Here is a 15,942-nt window from a genome sequence, read left to right as displayed (position 1 = left end):
TGTTCGGTTGGGCCGACGCCGTGGGCGATGACCCGGTTGCAATGCCGGGGAACGGGCTCAGATCTTGGCGACCTGGTTGAACCCCAGCTCGACCGGGGTCTCCCGGCCGAAGATGGAAACGAGGACCTTGAGCTTCTGGGCCTCGACGTTGATCTCGGAGATCGAGGCGGGCAGCGTGTCGAACGGCCCGTCGGTCACGGTCACCGACTCGCCGACCTCGAAGTCGACGTGGACCGGGGCCTTGCCGCCGGCCGCCGCGCCACCGGCGGAGGCCGTCTGGCCGGCCTGGGCCGGCTGCGGCAGCATCGACGGCGCGAGCATCGAGTAGATCTCGTCGAAGCTCAGCGGCACCGGCTGGTGCGTGTGCCCGACGAAGCCCGTGACACCCGGCGTGTGCCGCACGGCGCCCCACGACTCGTCGGTCAGGTCCATGCGCACGAGGACGTAACCCGGGATGCGGACCCGGCTCACGATCTTCTTCTGCGCGTTCTTGATTTCGGCGACCTCTTCCATCGGAACCTCGACCTGGAAGATGTAGTCCTCCATGTTGAGGCTCTGGATGCGGTTCTCGAGGTTGGTCTTCACGCGCTTCTCGTAGCCCGCGTACGAGTGGATGACGTACCAGTCGCCCAGCTGGGTGCGGAGGGTTCGCTTGAACTCCTCGACCTCGTCCACGATGACGTCGCCGTCGGCGTCGACGGTGCGCTCGTCGGTGGCATCGCCCTCGACCTCGCTCTCGTCCGTGGTCTCGGCGTCGGTGTCGACCGGAGTCTCGGCGTCCGCAGGCACGTCGGCGTTCTCGGCGTCCAGGGGCGCGTCGACGGCCGCCTCGTCACCTTCGGGCGGCGAGACGTTCTCCGTCTGGTCCAGAGAGTCCTGGGACACGAAACGAACCTGCTTTCTCTTCGTGCGCCGGGCTGCGCCCGGCACGGGTGTGCGTACCTCTACGAGCTGTGTTCGCCCATTGTCGCGCGAAAATGCCGCGAAGGGACAATCAGCAACAGGCGAGAACGATCACAGCGAAGTACTGCGCAGCGTGCCCCATCTGCTTGTCCGGCGCACCCGGACCGACGCCGACCTGCGGTCGGACCGTCTACGGCTGCGTCAGCGTGCCGTCGCGGAAGGGTCGGATCAGCCGAAGACCCAGCCGGCGAGCATGCCGAACGCGTAGTCCAGCAGCACCACGAAGATCATGACGACGACCAGGAAGACCAGCACCACGCCCGTGTACGTCATGAGCTCGGAACGCGTCGGCGCGACGACCTTCTTGAGCTCGGCCACCACTTGACGCACGAAGAGCGCGATTCGGGCGAAGATGTTGCCGCCGCCTCTGCTCGGACGCTCCGCGGCGCTCTGGATCACCTCGGTGTCGCTCACTGCTACCCCACTCCTGTGGCCCGGTGCGCCGGGCGGCGCGGACTGGCTTTCCAGGTCCACTCACGTGGGCCCGCTGCGCGCGGACCCGCTGGGGTTCACGCTGGCAGGGTAGACAGGACTCGAACCTGCAACCTGCGGTTTTGGAGACCGCTGCGCTACCAATTGCGCCACTACCCTTTGTGTTCGATGCCGTTGCCACGATCTGCTGCGCGCCCTGAAGAAGCACGCCACATCACGTCAGCATCAATCACCGAGGCACAACTGTACGGTACCCACGGCCGTAGGTCGAACCCGTCCCGGGCGGGTCTGGGCGGTCTCGACAGAGCTGTCCACCGAACGGTGGACAGCAGGTGCAGTCGAACGGGCGTCCCGCCAGGGACGCTTACCGGAGCATGCTCGACGGCATGCAGACATCCGACCCCCTGGCCGTGCGGGTACGCGGCCTCCGCAAGCGGTACGGCAGTGCGCGCGCCGGCTACAAGGACGCCGTCGCGGGCCTCGACCTCGACGTCTCCCCCGGCGAGATCGTGGCGGTCCTCGGCCCCAACGGGGCGGGAAAGACCACCACCGTCGAGATCCTCGAGGGCTTCCGCGACCGGGACGACGGCGAGGTGCAGGTGCTCGGCGAGGACCCGCGTCGGGCGGGCCGCTCCTGGCGAGCGCGCATCGGTGTCGTCATGCAGGACTCCCGGGACATGAGCGAGCTCACCGTCCTGGAGAAGGTCCGGTCCACCGCGGCCTCGTACCCCGATCCGCGCGACCCCGCGGAGGTCATCGCCGCAGTCGGGCTCGAGGAGAAGGCCCGGGCGCGGACCCGTGGGCTGTCCGGCGGGCAGCGGCGTCGGCTCGACGTGGCGCTCGGCATCGTCGGCAGGCCGGAGCTGCTCTTCCTCGACGAGCCCACCACCGGGTTCGACCCGCAGGCCCGCCGGTCGTTCTGGGACCTCGTCACGAGCCTGCGCGACGGCGGCACCACGATCGTGCTGACCACCCACTACCTGGACGAGGCCGCCCAGCTGGCCGACCGGGTCGTCGTCGTGCGCGACGGCGCAGTGGTCGCCACGGGCACCCCCGACACGCTGGGCGGCGCCCAGGCCCGCACCCCCGTGGTCGCGTGGGACGACGGCGGCGTGCGGCGGGCCGAGCGGACCGACCGGCCGACGGCCGTCGTCGGCCGGCTGATGGCGGCGGCCGGGCCTGGCCGCGAGGTGCCCGGCCTGTCGGTCACCCGGCCCACGCTCGAGGACGTGTACCTGTCGCTGATCGGCGAGACGACCAGCACCGAAGGCATCGAGATCGACGACAGCAGCAGGGAGGCGGCGTGATGAGCGGGACGGATGGCGTGGGGGGTCTCGACAAGCTCGACCAACGGGGGGCGGTCGACCAGCGGGAGACGGTCGACCAACGGGAGACGGTTCTCGACCGACCGGGGAGGCAGCTGCCCGGCACGCTCCGGCAGGGGCTGGTACGCGGCGGCGTCGAGCTGCTCCAGTTCGTCCGCGAGCGCGACTCCGTGATCTTCAGCTTCGCCTACCCGATCCTCATGCTCGCGATCTTCGCGACGGTGTTCGGCGGCGACGACCCCATCGTCGCGGGCGGCACGACGGTCAGCTTCGCGCAGTACTTCCTGCCGGGCATGGTGGCGACCGGAGTCATGCTCTCCACCTTCCAGACGCTGGCGATCTCGATCGCCGTCGAGCGGGACGACGGCACCCTCAAGCGCCTTCGTGCCACGCCGCTGCCCGCGACGTCGTACTTTCTCGGCAAGGTGTTCCTGTCCCTGGTCACGGTGCTCGCCCAGACCGCGCTGCTGCTCGCGGTCGCCACTCTCGTCTTCGACGTCCCGCTGCCCGACGACGCTGGGCGCTGGGCCACCTTCGCCTGGGTGTTCGTGCTCGGGACGGCGGCGGGGGCCGTGTGCGGCGTCGCGTACTCGTCGGTCCCGAGCTCCGGCAGGTCCGCGAGCGCCGTCGTGGTCACACCGCTGCTGCTGCTGCAGTTCACGTCGGGGGTCTTCTTCCCGGTGACCCAGCTGCCCGGCTGGATGCTCGACCTGGCGTCGATCTTCCCGCTGAAGTGGATAGCGCAGGGCATGCGCTCGGTGTTCCTGCCGGATGCCTTCGCCGCCGTCGAGCCGGCGGGGGCCTGGCAGCACGGTGCGACGGCTGCTGTACTTGCGGCATGGCTGGTGGCCGCGCTCGTGGTCGGCGCTCGTACGTTCCGGTGGCGTCGGCACGATGACGGCTGAGCAGAACGCGATGGACACGGGGGGCGCAGCGGAGCACGGGGCGAGCCGCGACTACGACCTGGAGCGCCTGTACGCCGGGTGGGAGCAACAGGTGCGCTGGTGGGACGCCGCGTTCGGCGCGATCATCGCGCTGACCGCCGTCGCCCTGGCCCTGGCCGGCACGCGGGGCACACAGCTCGCCGTCGCCTACACGGCGATGGCCGCGATCGTGGTGGCCTACCTGGTGTGGGGTGCGCGGGCGGCACGCACGCGCAACCAGCGGCTGGCCGTGCAGTACCTGGTGGTCGTCGTCGTCGGTACCGGGGTGACCGTGTCCCAGGGTGGGGTGGCGTCGCTCCTGCTGTTCATCGCGTTCGCGCAGGTGTGGATGCTGTTGGAGTCGATCCGGCAGGGTGTGATCGGCTGTGTCGCGCTCACGGTCGCGGTGTCGGTCGGTATCTCGTCGCAGTACGGCTTCGACCTCGCGGTCATGGGCGAGGTGGTGCCGCAGATGATGGTCACTCTCGTGTTCGCGATCGGGCTCGGGCTCTGGTTCCACGTGGCGATGCGCCGGGCGGAGGAGCATGTGCGGCTGCTCGGCAAGCTGCACGTGGCGCAGACCCAGCTGGCGCAGACCAGCCACGAGGCCGGGGTGCTCGCGGAGCGCGAGCGCCTCGCCCGCGAGATCCACGACACGCTGGCCCAGGGGTTCACGAGCGTGGTGATGCAGGCGCAGGCGGCGACGGCCGCTCTCGATCTCGGGGACGACCGCGCGGTGCGCGAGCGCCTGCACGTCGTCGAGGACACCGCGCGCGACAACCTCGCCGAGGCCCGCGCCCTGGTGGCGGCGTTCGCGCCGGTCGCGCTGCAGGACGCCTCGCTCCCGCAGGCGCTGGGCCGGCTCGGGAGCCGGTTCACGGAGGAGACCGGCCTGGCGGTGACCGTCGAGACGGATCGGGTGGGGGCCTTGTCCCCCACGGTCGAGGTGGTGCTGCTGCGGGCAGCCCAGGAGGCGTTCGCGAACGTGCGGCGGCACGCGCGGGCGCGGTCCGTCGTCGTGCGGCTGGGGCAGGCCGAGGGAGAGGTGACGCTCACGGTGTCCGACGACGGGCGGGGCATCGGCACGGACGTCGTCGACGGGTTCGGGCTGGCGGGGATGCGGGAGCGCGTACGGTCGGCGGGCGGCACCCTGGCCGTCGGGCCGGGAGACGGGGGCGGCACCACGTTGTGCGCCCGGGTGCCGGTCGACGGACAGGTCGACGGTCAGGCCCCCGCGTTGCCGGACGCAGGGGCTGATGAAGGGGCCGGCGCTGCGGCCGGACGACACGACGGAACAAAGGGGGCGGCGGGATGATCCGGGTGCTGGTGGTGGACGACCATCCGGTGGTGCGGTCAGGTCTGGTGGGCATGCTCGCCGTCGAGGACGACCTCGAGGTGGTCGGCGAGGCCGCCGACGGGCGCGAGGCGGTGACGCTGGCGACGTCCCTGCGGCCCGACGTCGTCCTCATGGACCTGCGCATGCCGGTGCTCGACGGCGTCGCGGCGACCGCCGGGATCGTGGGCACCGGGCCGCGCGTCGTCGTGCTGACGACCTATGACACCGACGCCGACATCCTGCGGGCGGTCGAGGCGGGGGCCACGGGGTACCTGCTCAAGGACACGCCCCGCGCCGAGCTCGTCGCGGGCGTCCGGGCGGCGGCCCGTGGCGAGACGGTGCTGGCGCCGAGCGTGGCGACGCGCCTGGTCAGCTCCGTGCGCACGGCCGCGGAGCGACCCTCGGCGCGGGAGGCCGAGGTGCTCGCGCTGGTGGCGCTCGGCCGGTCGAACTCCGAGGTCGGGCGCGAGCTGTCCATCACGGAGGCGACGGTCAAGACGCACCTCATCCGGGCGTTCGCCAAGCTCGGTGTCGCCGACCGGACGGGCGCGGTGACCGTGGCCAGGGCGCGCGGCTGGATCGCCTGACGGTTCGCAGGCGAACCCTAGTTGCTCCCGGTGGCAGTGCCATCCGTGTCCCCGCCGGCATCCCCGCCGGCCTCACCGTCGGCAGGCGGGGTGGTCGGGTCGGCTGGGGTGCTCGGTGGGTCGGTCGGCTCGGTCGTGGGCGGATTGGTCGGCTCGCCCGTCGGCTCGTCGGTCGGCTCGTCAGTAGGCGGGTCGGTCGGCGTCGGCGTCGGCGTCGGGGTGGGGGTCGGCGTCGGGGTAGGCGTCGGAGTAGGCGTCGGCGTCGGGGTGGGCGTCGGGTCCGGCGGCGGAGGCGGCGCCACGTCCTCCTCCGTCTCGGTCGGGGTGGACGACGGCGTCGACTCCTCCGTCGGGTCCTCCGAGGACGGGCTGACGGTCGGCGTGACCACCGGAGGAGCCTGGTCGCCGATCATGTTCGCGATCACCAGGCCCGCGCCGCCGAACACGAGCAGCGCGAACACGATGATCGTGGCCACCCGGCCGCGCCCGGTCGTGAAGGAGTGCCACCACCTCCGCTCCTCCTCGGGTGACGCCACCGGAGATGGTCCGACCGGGGGCGGGCCGACCGGCACCGGCCCGGTCACGGCAACGGTCTCCGCGCCGGACCCGCCCTCTGCGCCGCCCGCGGCGGCACCGGCGGCTCCAGCCCCGACCGCGGCCGCGCCCACGGCGCCGACCATCATGGTGCGGTCGGCACCCTCGCTGACCTGGCCCAGCTTCATCGTGCCGGAGCCGGCCGCCCCGGTGACCGGGTCTATCACCTCGGTGCCGCCGGCACCCACGCCGAGCTGCATGGTCTCGCCGCTGGTGCCCAGCCGGCCCGCGGGACCGCCGAGCAGGATCGTCACGGTCCCGCGCATCGCCTCCGCGGTCGGGAACCGCCGGCCCGGGTCCTTGGCCATCGCGCGGGTGACGAGCCGGTCCACCGACGCGGGGACGGCGGCACGGCGCGCGGAGGCAGCCGGCACGGGTGCGTTCACGTGCGCCCGCAGGACGTCCTCCGCCTGCGCACGCTCGTACGGCGCGTGCCCGGTCAGCATGTAGTACGTGACCGCACCGGCGGCATAGATGTCGCTGCGCGCGTCGAGGGGCTTGCCGCGGGCCTGCTCGGGCGACATCCCGAGAACGGACCCGGCCACCGTCGCGCCGTCGCCGTCACCGCCCGCCGGCCGCGTGAGGCCCAGGTCCAGGAGCCCGACGACGAACGTGCCGTCGGCCTGCTTGTCGACCATCACGTTGCGCGGCGCGACGTCGCGGTGCACCAGGCCCGCCGCGTGCACGGCGGCGAGCGACTCCAGCAGGCCGTCGAGGATCGCGAGCGCGTCGCGCCAGGGCAGGCCGTTGTCCCCCGCGAAGTCGGACAGGGACACGCCCGCCATCCGGTTCATGACCGTCCAGGGCACGTTCGCCCCCGCGACGTCCTCCTCGCCGGAGTCCAGGACCTTCACGACGCCGGGGTGGTTCATCAGCGCCGACGCCTCGACCTCGCGCCGCAGGGAGTCGCGGGCGTTCTGGTCGTCGACCAGGTGCGGGTGCAGCACCTTCACGACGAGCGGCTGGTCGAGGTCGACCTCCGGCTCCTCGGGTTCGACCGGATCGGCGATCTCGGCTGTCGTGTCGGCGTCGGCTGCTCCGGCGTCGCCGTCGGAATCGCCGTCGGAGTCGGAATCAGAGTCGGAATCAGAGTCGCCGTCGGAGTCAGCGGGAGCAGCCTTCGCCCCGGTGTCCGCCGCGTCAGCCGTCCGGTCGTCGTCGGACGCCGCGCCCGGCTCGGCATCGCTCGCGTCGGCCCCGTCGGCGTCGGCCGCGGCGGTGCTCGCGCCGGCGTCGTCCGGGTCGCCGTCCTCGCCCGCCGTGGGCTCCGGCTCGGCCGGTGCTGCTACCCGCTGCGCCTCGTAGACGGTGAACGTTGCCCCAGTGCCCAGGACGTCGACCAGCTCGTACTTTCCGCCGAGAACGACGTGCACCGGAAGGTCTGCGGCGTTGTCCTCGCCCGTGGTCTCTTCGTTCACTGGTTCACCGGTGTCCGTGGTTGCGCGTCGAGCAAATCAGTCATTTCGGCTATCTGAGGCATGTTCTTTTCAGGATACTGAGAGGAGCGCGAGCGCACCAAAGATGGGCCTGCGGGATGTGTGAGTAGTGCGGAGTATCACGACCCGCGGCTGCCGTGAGAGCACCGCTTTGCCAGACTACGCAGATGCGCGACCTCGCACTCCTGCCCAAGGCGCACCTCCACCTCCACTTCACCGGATCCATGCGGGTACCGACCCTCGTCGACATGGCAGCCGCCCACGGCGTGCGGCTGCCCGAGGCCCTCATCGACAACGATCCCCTGCGCCTGCCCGCCACGGAACGTGGCTGGTTCCGCTTCCAGCGCCTGTACGACGCCGCTCGGGCGTGCGTGCGCTCGGAGGCGGACATGCGCCGCCTGGTCGGCGAGGCCGCCGCCGACGACGCCGCCGAGGGCTCCGGCCGGCTCGAGATCCAGGTGGACCCGACCTCCTACGCGCCGTTCGTCGGCGGGATCACCCCGGCCGTCGAGATCGTCATCGACGCGGCCAGGGCCGCGAGCGCCACGCACGGGATCGAGGTGGGCGTGATCATCGCGGCGTCGCGGATGAAGCATCCGCTCGACGCGCGCACGCTCGCCCGGCTGGCCGCCCGGTACGCGGGCGAGGGCGTCGGCGAGGTGGTGGGCTTCGGGCTGTCGAACGACGAGCGCCGCGGCGACACGTCCCAGTTCGGGCACGCGTTCGACATCGCTCGGCGGGCCGGCCTGGCCGCCGTGCCGCACGGCGGCGAGCTGCTCGGTCCGGACCACATCAGCGAGGTCATGCGTGAGCTCGTCCCTGACCGGATCGGGCACGGCGTGCGCGCCGCCGAGGACGAGCGGGTCCTCGCCGGCATCGTGGAGCGCGGTGTCGCGCTCGAGGTGAACCCCGGCTCGAACATCGGCCTGGGTGTCTACAGCGAGGCGAGCGAGGTCCCGCTGCGCACCCTGGTGAACGCTGGTGCCCTCGTGGCGCTCGGCGCCGACGACCCCCTCCTGTTCGGCTCCCGGCTCGTCGACCAGTACGAGATCGCTCGGAGCGCGCACGGTTTCACCGACGCGGAGCTCGCCGGACTGGCCGCGTCGTCGATCCGGGCGAGCCGGGCGTCGTCGGGCACCAAGGCGCGCCTCCTGGCCGGTGTCGACGCGTGGTTGCTCACGCCCGACCCCGCGGATCCCGTAGATCCCCTCCCCGCGGGCGGTAGCGTCACGATCAGGTGACGATCAGCCGACCCAACCTTCCTGGACACCCGCGCGTTATTAAGACATAGGGAACACTTCCGCGAGGGGACGACGTCGTCTCGCGTGCGCGGTGCCGCACCACCCCAGCAGGTGCGGCCGAGGAGGAGTCACGATGCGGGCAATACACGGTAGGTCCACAAACGGCGTGGGCAAGGCCGTCGGCAAGAGGATCTTGGGCACGCTGGGCGCGGTCGCGCTGACGGCAAGCCTGCTGTCCGCCTGCGGCGGCGAGCAGGAGCCCCAGGGAGGTGCGGCGGACACCAGCTCGCCCGCTCCCGAGGAGAGCTCCGCCGGCCCGGAGCCGAGCGCCGAGGCGTCGGCGTCCGAGGGGCCGGGGGCCAGCGAGCCGTCGGCCGAGGGGAGCGCCGACGCCGGCGCGGAGGATGACGACAGCACGGCGGCACCCGGCGAGGGCGACGAGGACGCCGGCGACGACGGCAGGAAGAACGACGACGAGCAGTCCGACGAGGGCGACGGTGCGGCGGATGCCGACGAGAAGCCGGAGGGCAAGACGGACTCGAAGGACGAGGAGCCGGAGGAGCCGGACCACATCGAGTACGGCGAGGCCAGCGACCGCGTGGGCGACCTGCAGCAGCGGCTGAAGGACCTGGGTTACTTCATCACGTCGGTCGACGGCGCCTACGGCGGCGAGACGCAGCAGGCGATCTTCGCGCTGCAGAAGGCCGGTGGCCTGTACCGCGACGGCGTGGTGGGCGACGCGACGCAGAAGGCGGCGGACGACGGCGTGGTACCGCAGCCGCAGACGTCGTCGGGCAAGGTGCTCGAGATCGACGTCGACCGGCAGCTCGTGCTGGCGGTCGAGAACGGCTCCGTCGTGAAGGTCATCAACGCGTCGTCCGGCAACGGGGCGACGTACGACGCGATGGGCAACACCTACACGGCGTACACGCCGCGGGGGTCGTTCGCGGTGTACCGCGAGGTGAACGGGATGCACTCGTCGTCGCTCGAGCTGGGCGACATGTGGCGGCCCAAGTTCTTCACGGGCGGCATCGCGGTGCACGGGTCCTCGTCGGTCCCCGCGTTCCCGGCGTCGCACGGGTGCGTGCGCGTGTCGAACAGCGCGATGGACTGGATCTGGGACACCTGGGGCGCGCCGTCGGGCACGCCGGTCGTCGTCTACTAGGGCTGGAGCTACCAGGGCTAGAGGGAGATGCCCACCAGGACGGTCTCCGGGACCAGGGTCACGCCGAACCGGTCCCGGACGCCGTCGCGCACTGCTCGAGCCAGGGCGATCACGTCTTCCGCCCGTGCGCCCCCGCGGTTGGTCATCGCGAGCGTGTGCTTGGTCGACAGGCGCGCCGGGCTGCGTTCCCCTGCGAGCCCGAAGCCCTTGGCGAAGCCCGCGTGCTCGATGAGCCACGCCGCGCTCGTCTTGACGAGCGCCGGGTCGATGGCGCCGAGGCTCGGACCCGTGGTCGTCTTCGGGGTGGAGGAACGGACCGGGTACCGGGGAGCGTCCTCCGGCAGGTGAGCCAGGTGCTCCACGGGGATCACGGGGTTGGTGAAGAAGGACCCCGAGTTCCAGCGGTCGTGGTCCGGCTCGGCGCCGAAGGTCGGACGGTCGAGCAGCATCCCCTTGCCGCCGCGCAGCCCGAGCACGGTCTCGCGGACATGCTTCATCGGGGCACGCTGCCCCACCTCGACGCCCAGGCGCCGCGCCAGCTCCCCGTACCCGATGGGCGCCGACAGCGTGCCGAGCCGGAACTGGAACTGCACGTTCAGCACGACGTAGCGCGGCGACGGGTACCACGGCGCCAGCAGGTCGCCCTCTCTCCCCTCGCTGTGCATCGAACGCTTGAGCAGCGACGTGCGGTACCCGAAGTCCAGCTGCCCGACGGAGAAGGTCCGCACCCGCCGCTCTGCCCGGTCCCACGTGCGGACGAGCGAGACCACACCGGAGAGCTCCTGCCCGTACGCGCCGATGTTCTGCACCGGGGCGGCGCCCACCGTCCCGGGGATGCCGGACAGCGACTCGACCCCGACCCAGCCGCCGGAGACCGCGCACTCCACGAGCTCGTCCCAGTTCTGCCCGGCCGGGGCGCTCACCACGGCGCCGCCGCAGGAGTCGTCCGACTCGACGGTGATCCCGGTGCGGTTGTCACGCACGACGACACCGTCGAAACCCTCGTCAGCCACCAGCAGGTTCGAGCCGCCACCCACGACCAGCAGCGGCACACCGTCGTCGTCGGCGGTGGTCACCGCCTCGATCAGTGCAGCCTCTTCCTCGGCCTCGACGAACGAGGCTGCCGGGCCACCCACGCGGAGTGTGGTGAGATCGGCGAGGCTGGGGGCCACCGCTTGCGCCTGGACGGTGTCTGCCGGGTATGGGCTCACCGTGCAAGCCTATCTACCTGTCGCGTTGGATTTGTGCACATCTTCGACATGCCGTGGGTGATGTCTGCCAATTCTGGAACCTTTTGGTGCCGACGGACGTGTGCACTGCACGACGTCGCGGCCCAGTCGCTGGGACCCGCACTCCTCGCCGCCCTGCACTACCTCTTCACACCCGCGGCGGACGGGAGCGGCCGGACGGAACGAGCCACGAGCAGCCCCAGAACCATCGGCACCAGGAGCACCAGCACCGCCAGTCGGTAGCCGGTCGCGTGGGCGACGAACCCGATCAGCGGCGGGCCCACGAAGAACGCCGTGTACGCGATGGTCGACACCGCGGCGACCCGCATCGCGGCCCGTCGCGGCTCGTCGGACGCCGCGCTCATCCCCATCGGGAAGCCCATCGCCGCGCCCAGGCCCCACAGGCCGACCCCGACCAGGGCCACCCACAGGACCGGGACCAGCGAGAACGTCAGCACGCCGACGAAGGCCAGCAGAGCGGACAGGACGAGCACCGGCACCCGTCCGAAGCGGTCGATGGCTCGCGTCCCGGCGAGCCGGGCCGTCGTCATGGCGGTGAGGAAGATCGCCAGACCCACTGCGCCCATCCCGTCGGACGTGCCGAACCCGTCCACGACCGCGAGGCTGACCCAGTCGTTGGCCACGCCCTCCGTCAGGGCCGCGGCGAGCACGACCAGCCCGATCGCGAGCGTGCGCGGTTCCCGCCAGGCGGCGATCAGCCCGGCGATGCCCGACGTCGGCGGGGTCACCGCTCCAGGATCGGCACCGTCGGCACTGCCCGCCTCGCCGTCGGGCACGCCGTGGGGCACGGCGGCGACACTCGGCGAGAAGTAGCGGACGGCGATCAGCACCGACAGGAGGGCCACGACGCCGGCCCCCACGATGTGCCAGCCGACCGGCACCCCGAGGGTGGCCACCAGAGCGCCGATGCCCGCACCGAGCACGGTGCCGAACGAGAACCCTGCGTGGAACACCGGCATGACCGCGCGGCCGAGCCGCTGCTCCACGGCGGCGCCCTCGAGGTTCATCGCGGCGTCCCACACCCCGGCTCCCACGCCGAACAGGATCAGGCCGAGCCGCACCGCGAGATGCTCGTCCGCGACGACGCCGTAGCCGGCCACGGCCAGCCCCGCTACCAGCACGCTCGCGAAGCCGACTACCGTTCGGGCGGTACCGAACCGCTCGGCGACCAGGCCGGAGAGCGGGATCGCGGCGACCGAGCCGACGGACCCGGTGAGCAGCAGCAGACCCATCTCCTGCTCGGAGAAGGAGAGGCCGTCACGGACCGCCGGGAGACGCGATGCCCAGCTCGCGAACGCGAACCCACTGGCAGCAAAGACGACGAAGACCGCGCGAGCCGCGGCGTGTGCAGTAGGCACGGAACTCCTTGGTGCGATTGAATCTCCCGACCGTAAGCCACAATCTGGGATCAGCCCAGCAGATTCCTGGGTCCTGCACCACCGGTGCCCGATCGAGAGAAGGAACCCGCGATGAACCGCCAGACAGTACGACCGACCCTCGCGAAGGTCGCCGAGCTGGCAGGTGTCTCCGTCTCCACCGCGTCGCTCGCGTTCTCCGGCGCGGGACCCATCACGCCCGAGACCCGGGAGAAGGTGCTGGCCGCCGCCCGCGAGCTCGAGTACTCCGGGCCGAACCCCCTGGGCCGGCAGCTCCGGTCGGGGCGGTCCGGGATCGTGGGTGTGGTGATCGGCGACCAGCTCGGCCGGTCGTTCCGGGACCCTGTCTCCACGCAGGTGCTGCACGGCCTGGTCTCCGCGATCGGCGAGCAAGGGCTCGGCGTGCTGCTCGTTCCCGGGATGCCGCAGGGCACCACCGCCCACTCCGTCGGGCTCGCGGCCGAGGCCGGGCTGCCTCCCGCCGTCGACCCGCTGGTCGAGGCCGCCGCCATGGACGTGGCCGTGCTCGTGTGGGGAACCCTGAAGGACGACCCGAACCTCGCTGCCCTGCAGCGCCGGGGCGTCCCGGTGGTGATCGGCGAGGGCCAGCACGTGCCCGGCGTACCCGTGGTCAGCGTCGACGACCGCCGGGGTGCCGCGGAGGCGGTACGGCACCTGGTCGAGCTCGGACACACGCGGATCGCGGAGATCGCACTGCCGTTCGGCCGGGACGAGCGCTCAGGACCGGTCGACGCCGACCGGCTCGCCACCGCGGAGCGCACGCCCACCCGGAACCGGCTGGCCGGTGTGCGGGACGTCATCGAGCCCGTCATCTCGTGGGAGACGCCCGCCTCGCTCGTGGAGCACGGGCGCGACGCCGCCACCGAGATCCTGTCCGAGTGGGCCCCCGCCCGGGACCGTCCGACGGCGATCATCGCCCACTCCGATCTGCTCGCCGCCGGCGCCGTGATCGCTGCCCGCGAGCTCGGCCTGCGCGTGCCCGACGACGTGTCCGTGGCCGGGTTCGACGGGCTCGACCTGCCGTGGCTCTCCCCCGACCTGCTGACCAGCGTGCACCAGCCCCTCGTCGAGAAGGGCCGTGCGCTCGGTCTGGCGGTCATCGCGCTGCTCGCGGGCGAGGAGCCGGAGTCGGTGGTGCTCCCGGTCAGCCTGGTAGAGGGCACAACCACGGGCCCGGTCCCAAACCTGACCTGACCGTCCTCCGTTGAGTGCGTGATATTTGTGGGTTCAGCAGGCGCTGGCCCACAAATATCACGCACTCAACGATGGGGTCAGTTGCGGATCTGCGGGGTCGGGAGGTAGACGTCGCCGCCCGACTCCCGGAACTCCGCCGACTTCTGGGCCATGCCGTCAGCCACCACCGCGTCCGCGAGCGCCGTCTGGGACTGCACGCCGCCGAACTCGTCGCGGATGTCCTGCGAGATCCGCATCGAGCAGAACTTCGGCCCGCACATCGAGCAGAAGTGCGCGGTCTTCGCGGCCTCGGCCGGGAGCGTCTCGTCGTGGTAGGCCTCGGCGAGCTCCGGGTCGAGCGAGAGGTTGAACTGGTCCCGCCAGCGGAACTCGAAGCGGGCCTTGGACAGGGCGTCGTCCCGGTCGCGGGCCGCGGGGTGCCCCTTGGCGACGTCGGCCGCGTGCGCGGCGATCTTGTAGGTCACGACGCCGGTGCGCACGTCGTCGCGGTCCGGTAGGCCGAGGTGCTCCTTGGGCGTGACGTAGCAGAGCATCGCGGTGCCGTACCGGGCGATCTCGGTGGCGCCGATGGCCGAGGTGATGTGGTCGTACCCGGGTGCGATGTCGGTCACGAGCGGGCCGAGCGTGTAGAACGGTGCGCCGTCGCAGAGCTCCTGCTGCCGCTCGACGTTCTCCCGCACCAGGTGGAACGGGACGTGTCCGGGCCCCTCGACCATCACCTGGACGTCGTGGGTCCAGGCCCGCTTCGTCAGCTCGGCGAGCGTGTCGAGCTCGGCGAACTGCGCGGCGTCGTTCGCGTCGGCGAGGGATCCCGGGCGCAGGCCGTCGCCGAGGGAGAACGCGACGTCGTACCGGGCGAAGATCTCGCAGAGCTCGTCGAAGTGGGTGTAGAGGAAGTTCTCCTGGTGGTGCGCCAGGCACCAGCCCGCCAGGATCGACCCGCCGCGCGAGACGATGCCCGTGACCCGGTCGGCGGTGAGCGGCACGTACCGCAGCAGGACGCCCGCGTGCACGGTCATGTAGTCGACGCCCTGCTCGCACTGCTCGATCACGGTGTCGCGGTAGATCTCCCAGGTCAGCGCGCTCGCGTCGCCGTCCACCTTCTCCAGGGCCTGGTAGATCGGCACGGTGCCGATGGGTACCGGCGAGTTCCGCAGGAGCCACTCCCGGGTGGTGTGGATGTCGTCACCGGTGGACAGGTCCATGACGGTGTCGGCGCCCCACTTGGTGGCCCACTCGAGCTTTTCCACCTCCTGCGCGATCGAGCTGTGGACGGCCGAGTTGCCGATGTTCGCGTTGACCTTCACCAGGAACGCCTTGCCGATGATCATCGGCTCCGACTCCGGGTGGTTCACGTTGTTCGGGATGATCGCCCGGCCCGCGGCGACCTCGCTGCGCACCAGCTCGACGTCGCAGCCCTCGCGGACCGCGACGAACCGCATCTCCGGCGTGATCACGCCCTGGCGCGCGTAGTGCATCTGGGTGACGGTCCGGCCGGGGAGGCCCCGGCGTGGCCGACGTCGTTCGCCCTGCCACTCCTGGGTGGCGGCACCGCGGCGCAGCGCACCACGCCCGTCGTCAGCCAGGGCCCGACGGCGGCCGTCGTACTCCTCGGTGTCTCCCCGCGCCACGACCCAGGGCTCGCGGGCCGGGGCGAGCCCGCGGACCGGGTCGGAACCGGGGCCCTGCGTGCGGTAGACCCGCACCGGCTCGTTCGGGGTGCCGTCCGGCGACGGCGCCAGGGCGATCTCGGTGACCGGCACCCGCAGACCGGTGTCCTCGTGCGGTGCGCTGTGCCCGCCGTCGTGCTCGTGGTCGCGTTCGTACTGGTACGCGAGCGTGCGGGACTGGGTGTTCTCCATCATCAGACTCCTGCTTCCTACGCCGGTGTTAACCGGACAGGTTCAACGGTCCCGGGCCGTCCAGCCCGATCTCAGCCCCTGCGCGAGGCACCCGTGGGATCGCGCACGACGTTAGCACTGCGGAGGCGGTATCAGTCGTCTGACCTCTCCTTCGAGGTCAAAGTTTCTTCGCTTTCCGACACCGCAAAGCGAAGTAGCTTTGACTTCGAAAGCACCCGTCGGCGCAGGCCCTTCTGT

13 protein-coding genes, 1 tRNA gene and 1 riboswitch are annotated in these 15,942 nt (G+C 71.6%); of the genes, 7 read left to right on the top strand and 7 right to left on the bottom strand.

Going from position 1 to position 15,942, the window contains the following annotated elements:
• Positions 1–57: 57 nt before the first annotated feature.
• The 3 genes from nusG to AB0F40_RS05795 all read right to left on the bottom strand — a co-directional run bounded on the left by nusG (position 58) and on the right by AB0F40_RS05795 (position 1,554).
• Entirely contained in the window at positions 58–885 is an 828-nt protein-coding gene (gene nusG, locus AB0F40_RS05805) for a transcription termination/antitermination protein NusG (protein WP_357465113.1), read from the bottom strand.
• A 246-nt stretch (positions 886–1,131) separates the two neighbouring features.
• Positions 1,132–1,377 carry a preprotein translocase subunit SecE gene (secE, locus tag AB0F40_RS05800; RefSeq protein ID WP_253869194.1) on the bottom strand — a complete coding sequence of 82 codons (246 nt, stop codon included), beginning with the start codon at positions 1,375–1,377 and terminating at the stop codon, positions 1,132–1,134.
• A gap of 101 nt (positions 1,378–1,478) precedes the next feature.
• Positions 1,479–1,554, bottom strand: a tRNA-Trp gene (locus tag AB0F40_RS05795).
• Positions 1,555–1,781: 227 nt separating this feature from the next.
• Here AB0F40_RS05795 and AB0F40_RS05790 point away from each other — a divergent pair.
• From AB0F40_RS05790 to AB0F40_RS05775, 4 genes are read left to right on the top strand one after another with little or no spacing between them, the layout of a single operon-like run.
• Complete coding sequence (locus AB0F40_RS05790; protein WP_357465110.1) at positions 1,782–2,702, top strand: ABC transporter ATP-binding protein; 921 nt, start codon at positions 1,782–1,784, stop codon at positions 2,700–2,702.
• Positions 2,702–3,625, top strand: a complete 924-nt coding sequence (locus tag AB0F40_RS05785; protein ID WP_357465108.1) for an ABC transporter permease — start codon at positions 2,702–2,704, stop codon at positions 3,623–3,625. Before AB0F40_RS05790 ends, AB0F40_RS05785 begins: the two co-directional genes overlap by 1 nt.
• Complete coding sequence (locus AB0F40_RS05780) at positions 3,615–4,958, top strand: sensor histidine kinase (protein ID WP_357465106.1); 1,344 nt, start codon at positions 3,615–3,617, stop codon at positions 4,956–4,958. Before AB0F40_RS05785 ends, AB0F40_RS05780 begins: the two co-directional genes overlap by 11 nt.
• Positions 4,955–5,566: a response regulator transcription factor gene (locus AB0F40_RS05775; RefSeq protein WP_357465104.1), complete on the top strand. Its 612-nt coding sequence runs from the start codon at positions 4,955–4,957 to the stop codon at positions 5,564–5,566. The genes AB0F40_RS05780 and AB0F40_RS05775 overlap by 4 nt, the downstream gene beginning before the upstream one ends.
• A gap of 17 nt (positions 5,567–5,583) precedes the next feature.
• Here AB0F40_RS05775 and AB0F40_RS05770 read toward each other — a convergent pair whose 3' ends face one another.
• Positions 5,584–7,578, bottom strand: coding sequence for a serine/threonine-protein kinase (locus AB0F40_RS05770; RefSeq protein ID WP_357465102.1), 1,995 nt, complete (start codon positions 7,576–7,578; stop codon positions 5,584–5,586).
• 185 nt (positions 7,579–7,763) lie between these two features.
• On the opposite strand from AB0F40_RS05770, the gene AB0F40_RS05765 reads away from it, so the two are divergent.
• Both AB0F40_RS05765 and AB0F40_RS05760 read left to right on the top strand, forming a co-directional pair.
• Positions 7,764–8,837 (top strand): adenosine deaminase, encoded by a 1,074-nt coding sequence (locus AB0F40_RS05765; protein ID WP_357465100.1) that lies wholly within the window; start codon positions 7,764–7,766, stop codon positions 8,835–8,837.
• Positions 8,838–8,970: 133 nt separating this feature from the next.
• Positions 8,971–10,002 carry a L,D-transpeptidase family protein gene (locus AB0F40_RS05760; RefSeq protein WP_357465098.1) on the top strand — a complete coding sequence of 344 codons (1,032 nt, stop codon included), beginning with the start codon at positions 8,971–8,973 and terminating at the stop codon, positions 10,000–10,002.
• A 17-nt stretch (positions 10,003–10,019) separates the two neighbouring features.
• Here AB0F40_RS05760 and AB0F40_RS05755 read toward each other — a convergent pair whose 3' ends face one another.
• Positions 10,020–11,213 (bottom strand): UDP-N-acetylmuramate dehydrogenase, encoded by a 1,194-nt coding sequence (locus AB0F40_RS05755; RefSeq protein WP_357465096.1) that lies wholly within the window; start codon positions 11,211–11,213, stop codon positions 10,020–10,022.
• A 158-nt stretch (positions 11,214–11,371) separates the two neighbouring features.
• The gene (locus AB0F40_RS05750; RefSeq protein ID WP_357465094.1) at positions 11,372–12,610 is read right to left on the bottom strand and encodes an MFS transporter; all 1,239 of its coding nucleotides are present in this window, start codon (positions 12,608–12,610) and stop codon (positions 11,372–11,374) included.
• 111 nt (positions 12,611–12,721) lie between these two features.
• On the opposite strand from AB0F40_RS05750, the gene AB0F40_RS05745 reads away from it, so the two are divergent.
• Positions 12,722–13,843, top strand: a complete 1,122-nt coding sequence (locus tag AB0F40_RS05745) for a LacI family DNA-binding transcriptional regulator (RefSeq protein ID WP_357465092.1) — start codon at positions 12,722–12,724, stop codon at positions 13,841–13,843.
• 77 nt (positions 13,844–13,920) lie between these two features.
• Here the strand turns inward: AB0F40_RS05745 and thiC are convergent, their stop codons facing one another.
• Positions 13,921–15,705, bottom strand: coding sequence for a phosphomethylpyrimidine synthase ThiC (gene thiC, locus AB0F40_RS05740; protein WP_357465090.1), 1,785 nt, complete (start codon positions 15,703–15,705; stop codon positions 13,921–13,923).
• A riboswitch (TPP riboswitch) is annotated at positions 15,703–15,808 on the bottom strand. Its footprint overlaps the gene before it by 3 nt.
• Positions 15,809–15,942 lie beyond the last annotated feature (134 nt).

This window comes from Promicromonospora sp. NPDC023987 (assembly GCF_040639055.1).
Taxonomy (GTDB): Bacteria; Actinomycetota; Actinomycetes; order Actinomycetales; family Cellulomonadaceae; genus Promicromonospora.
This window is presented reverse-complemented; position numbering and strand designations above follow the sequence as displayed.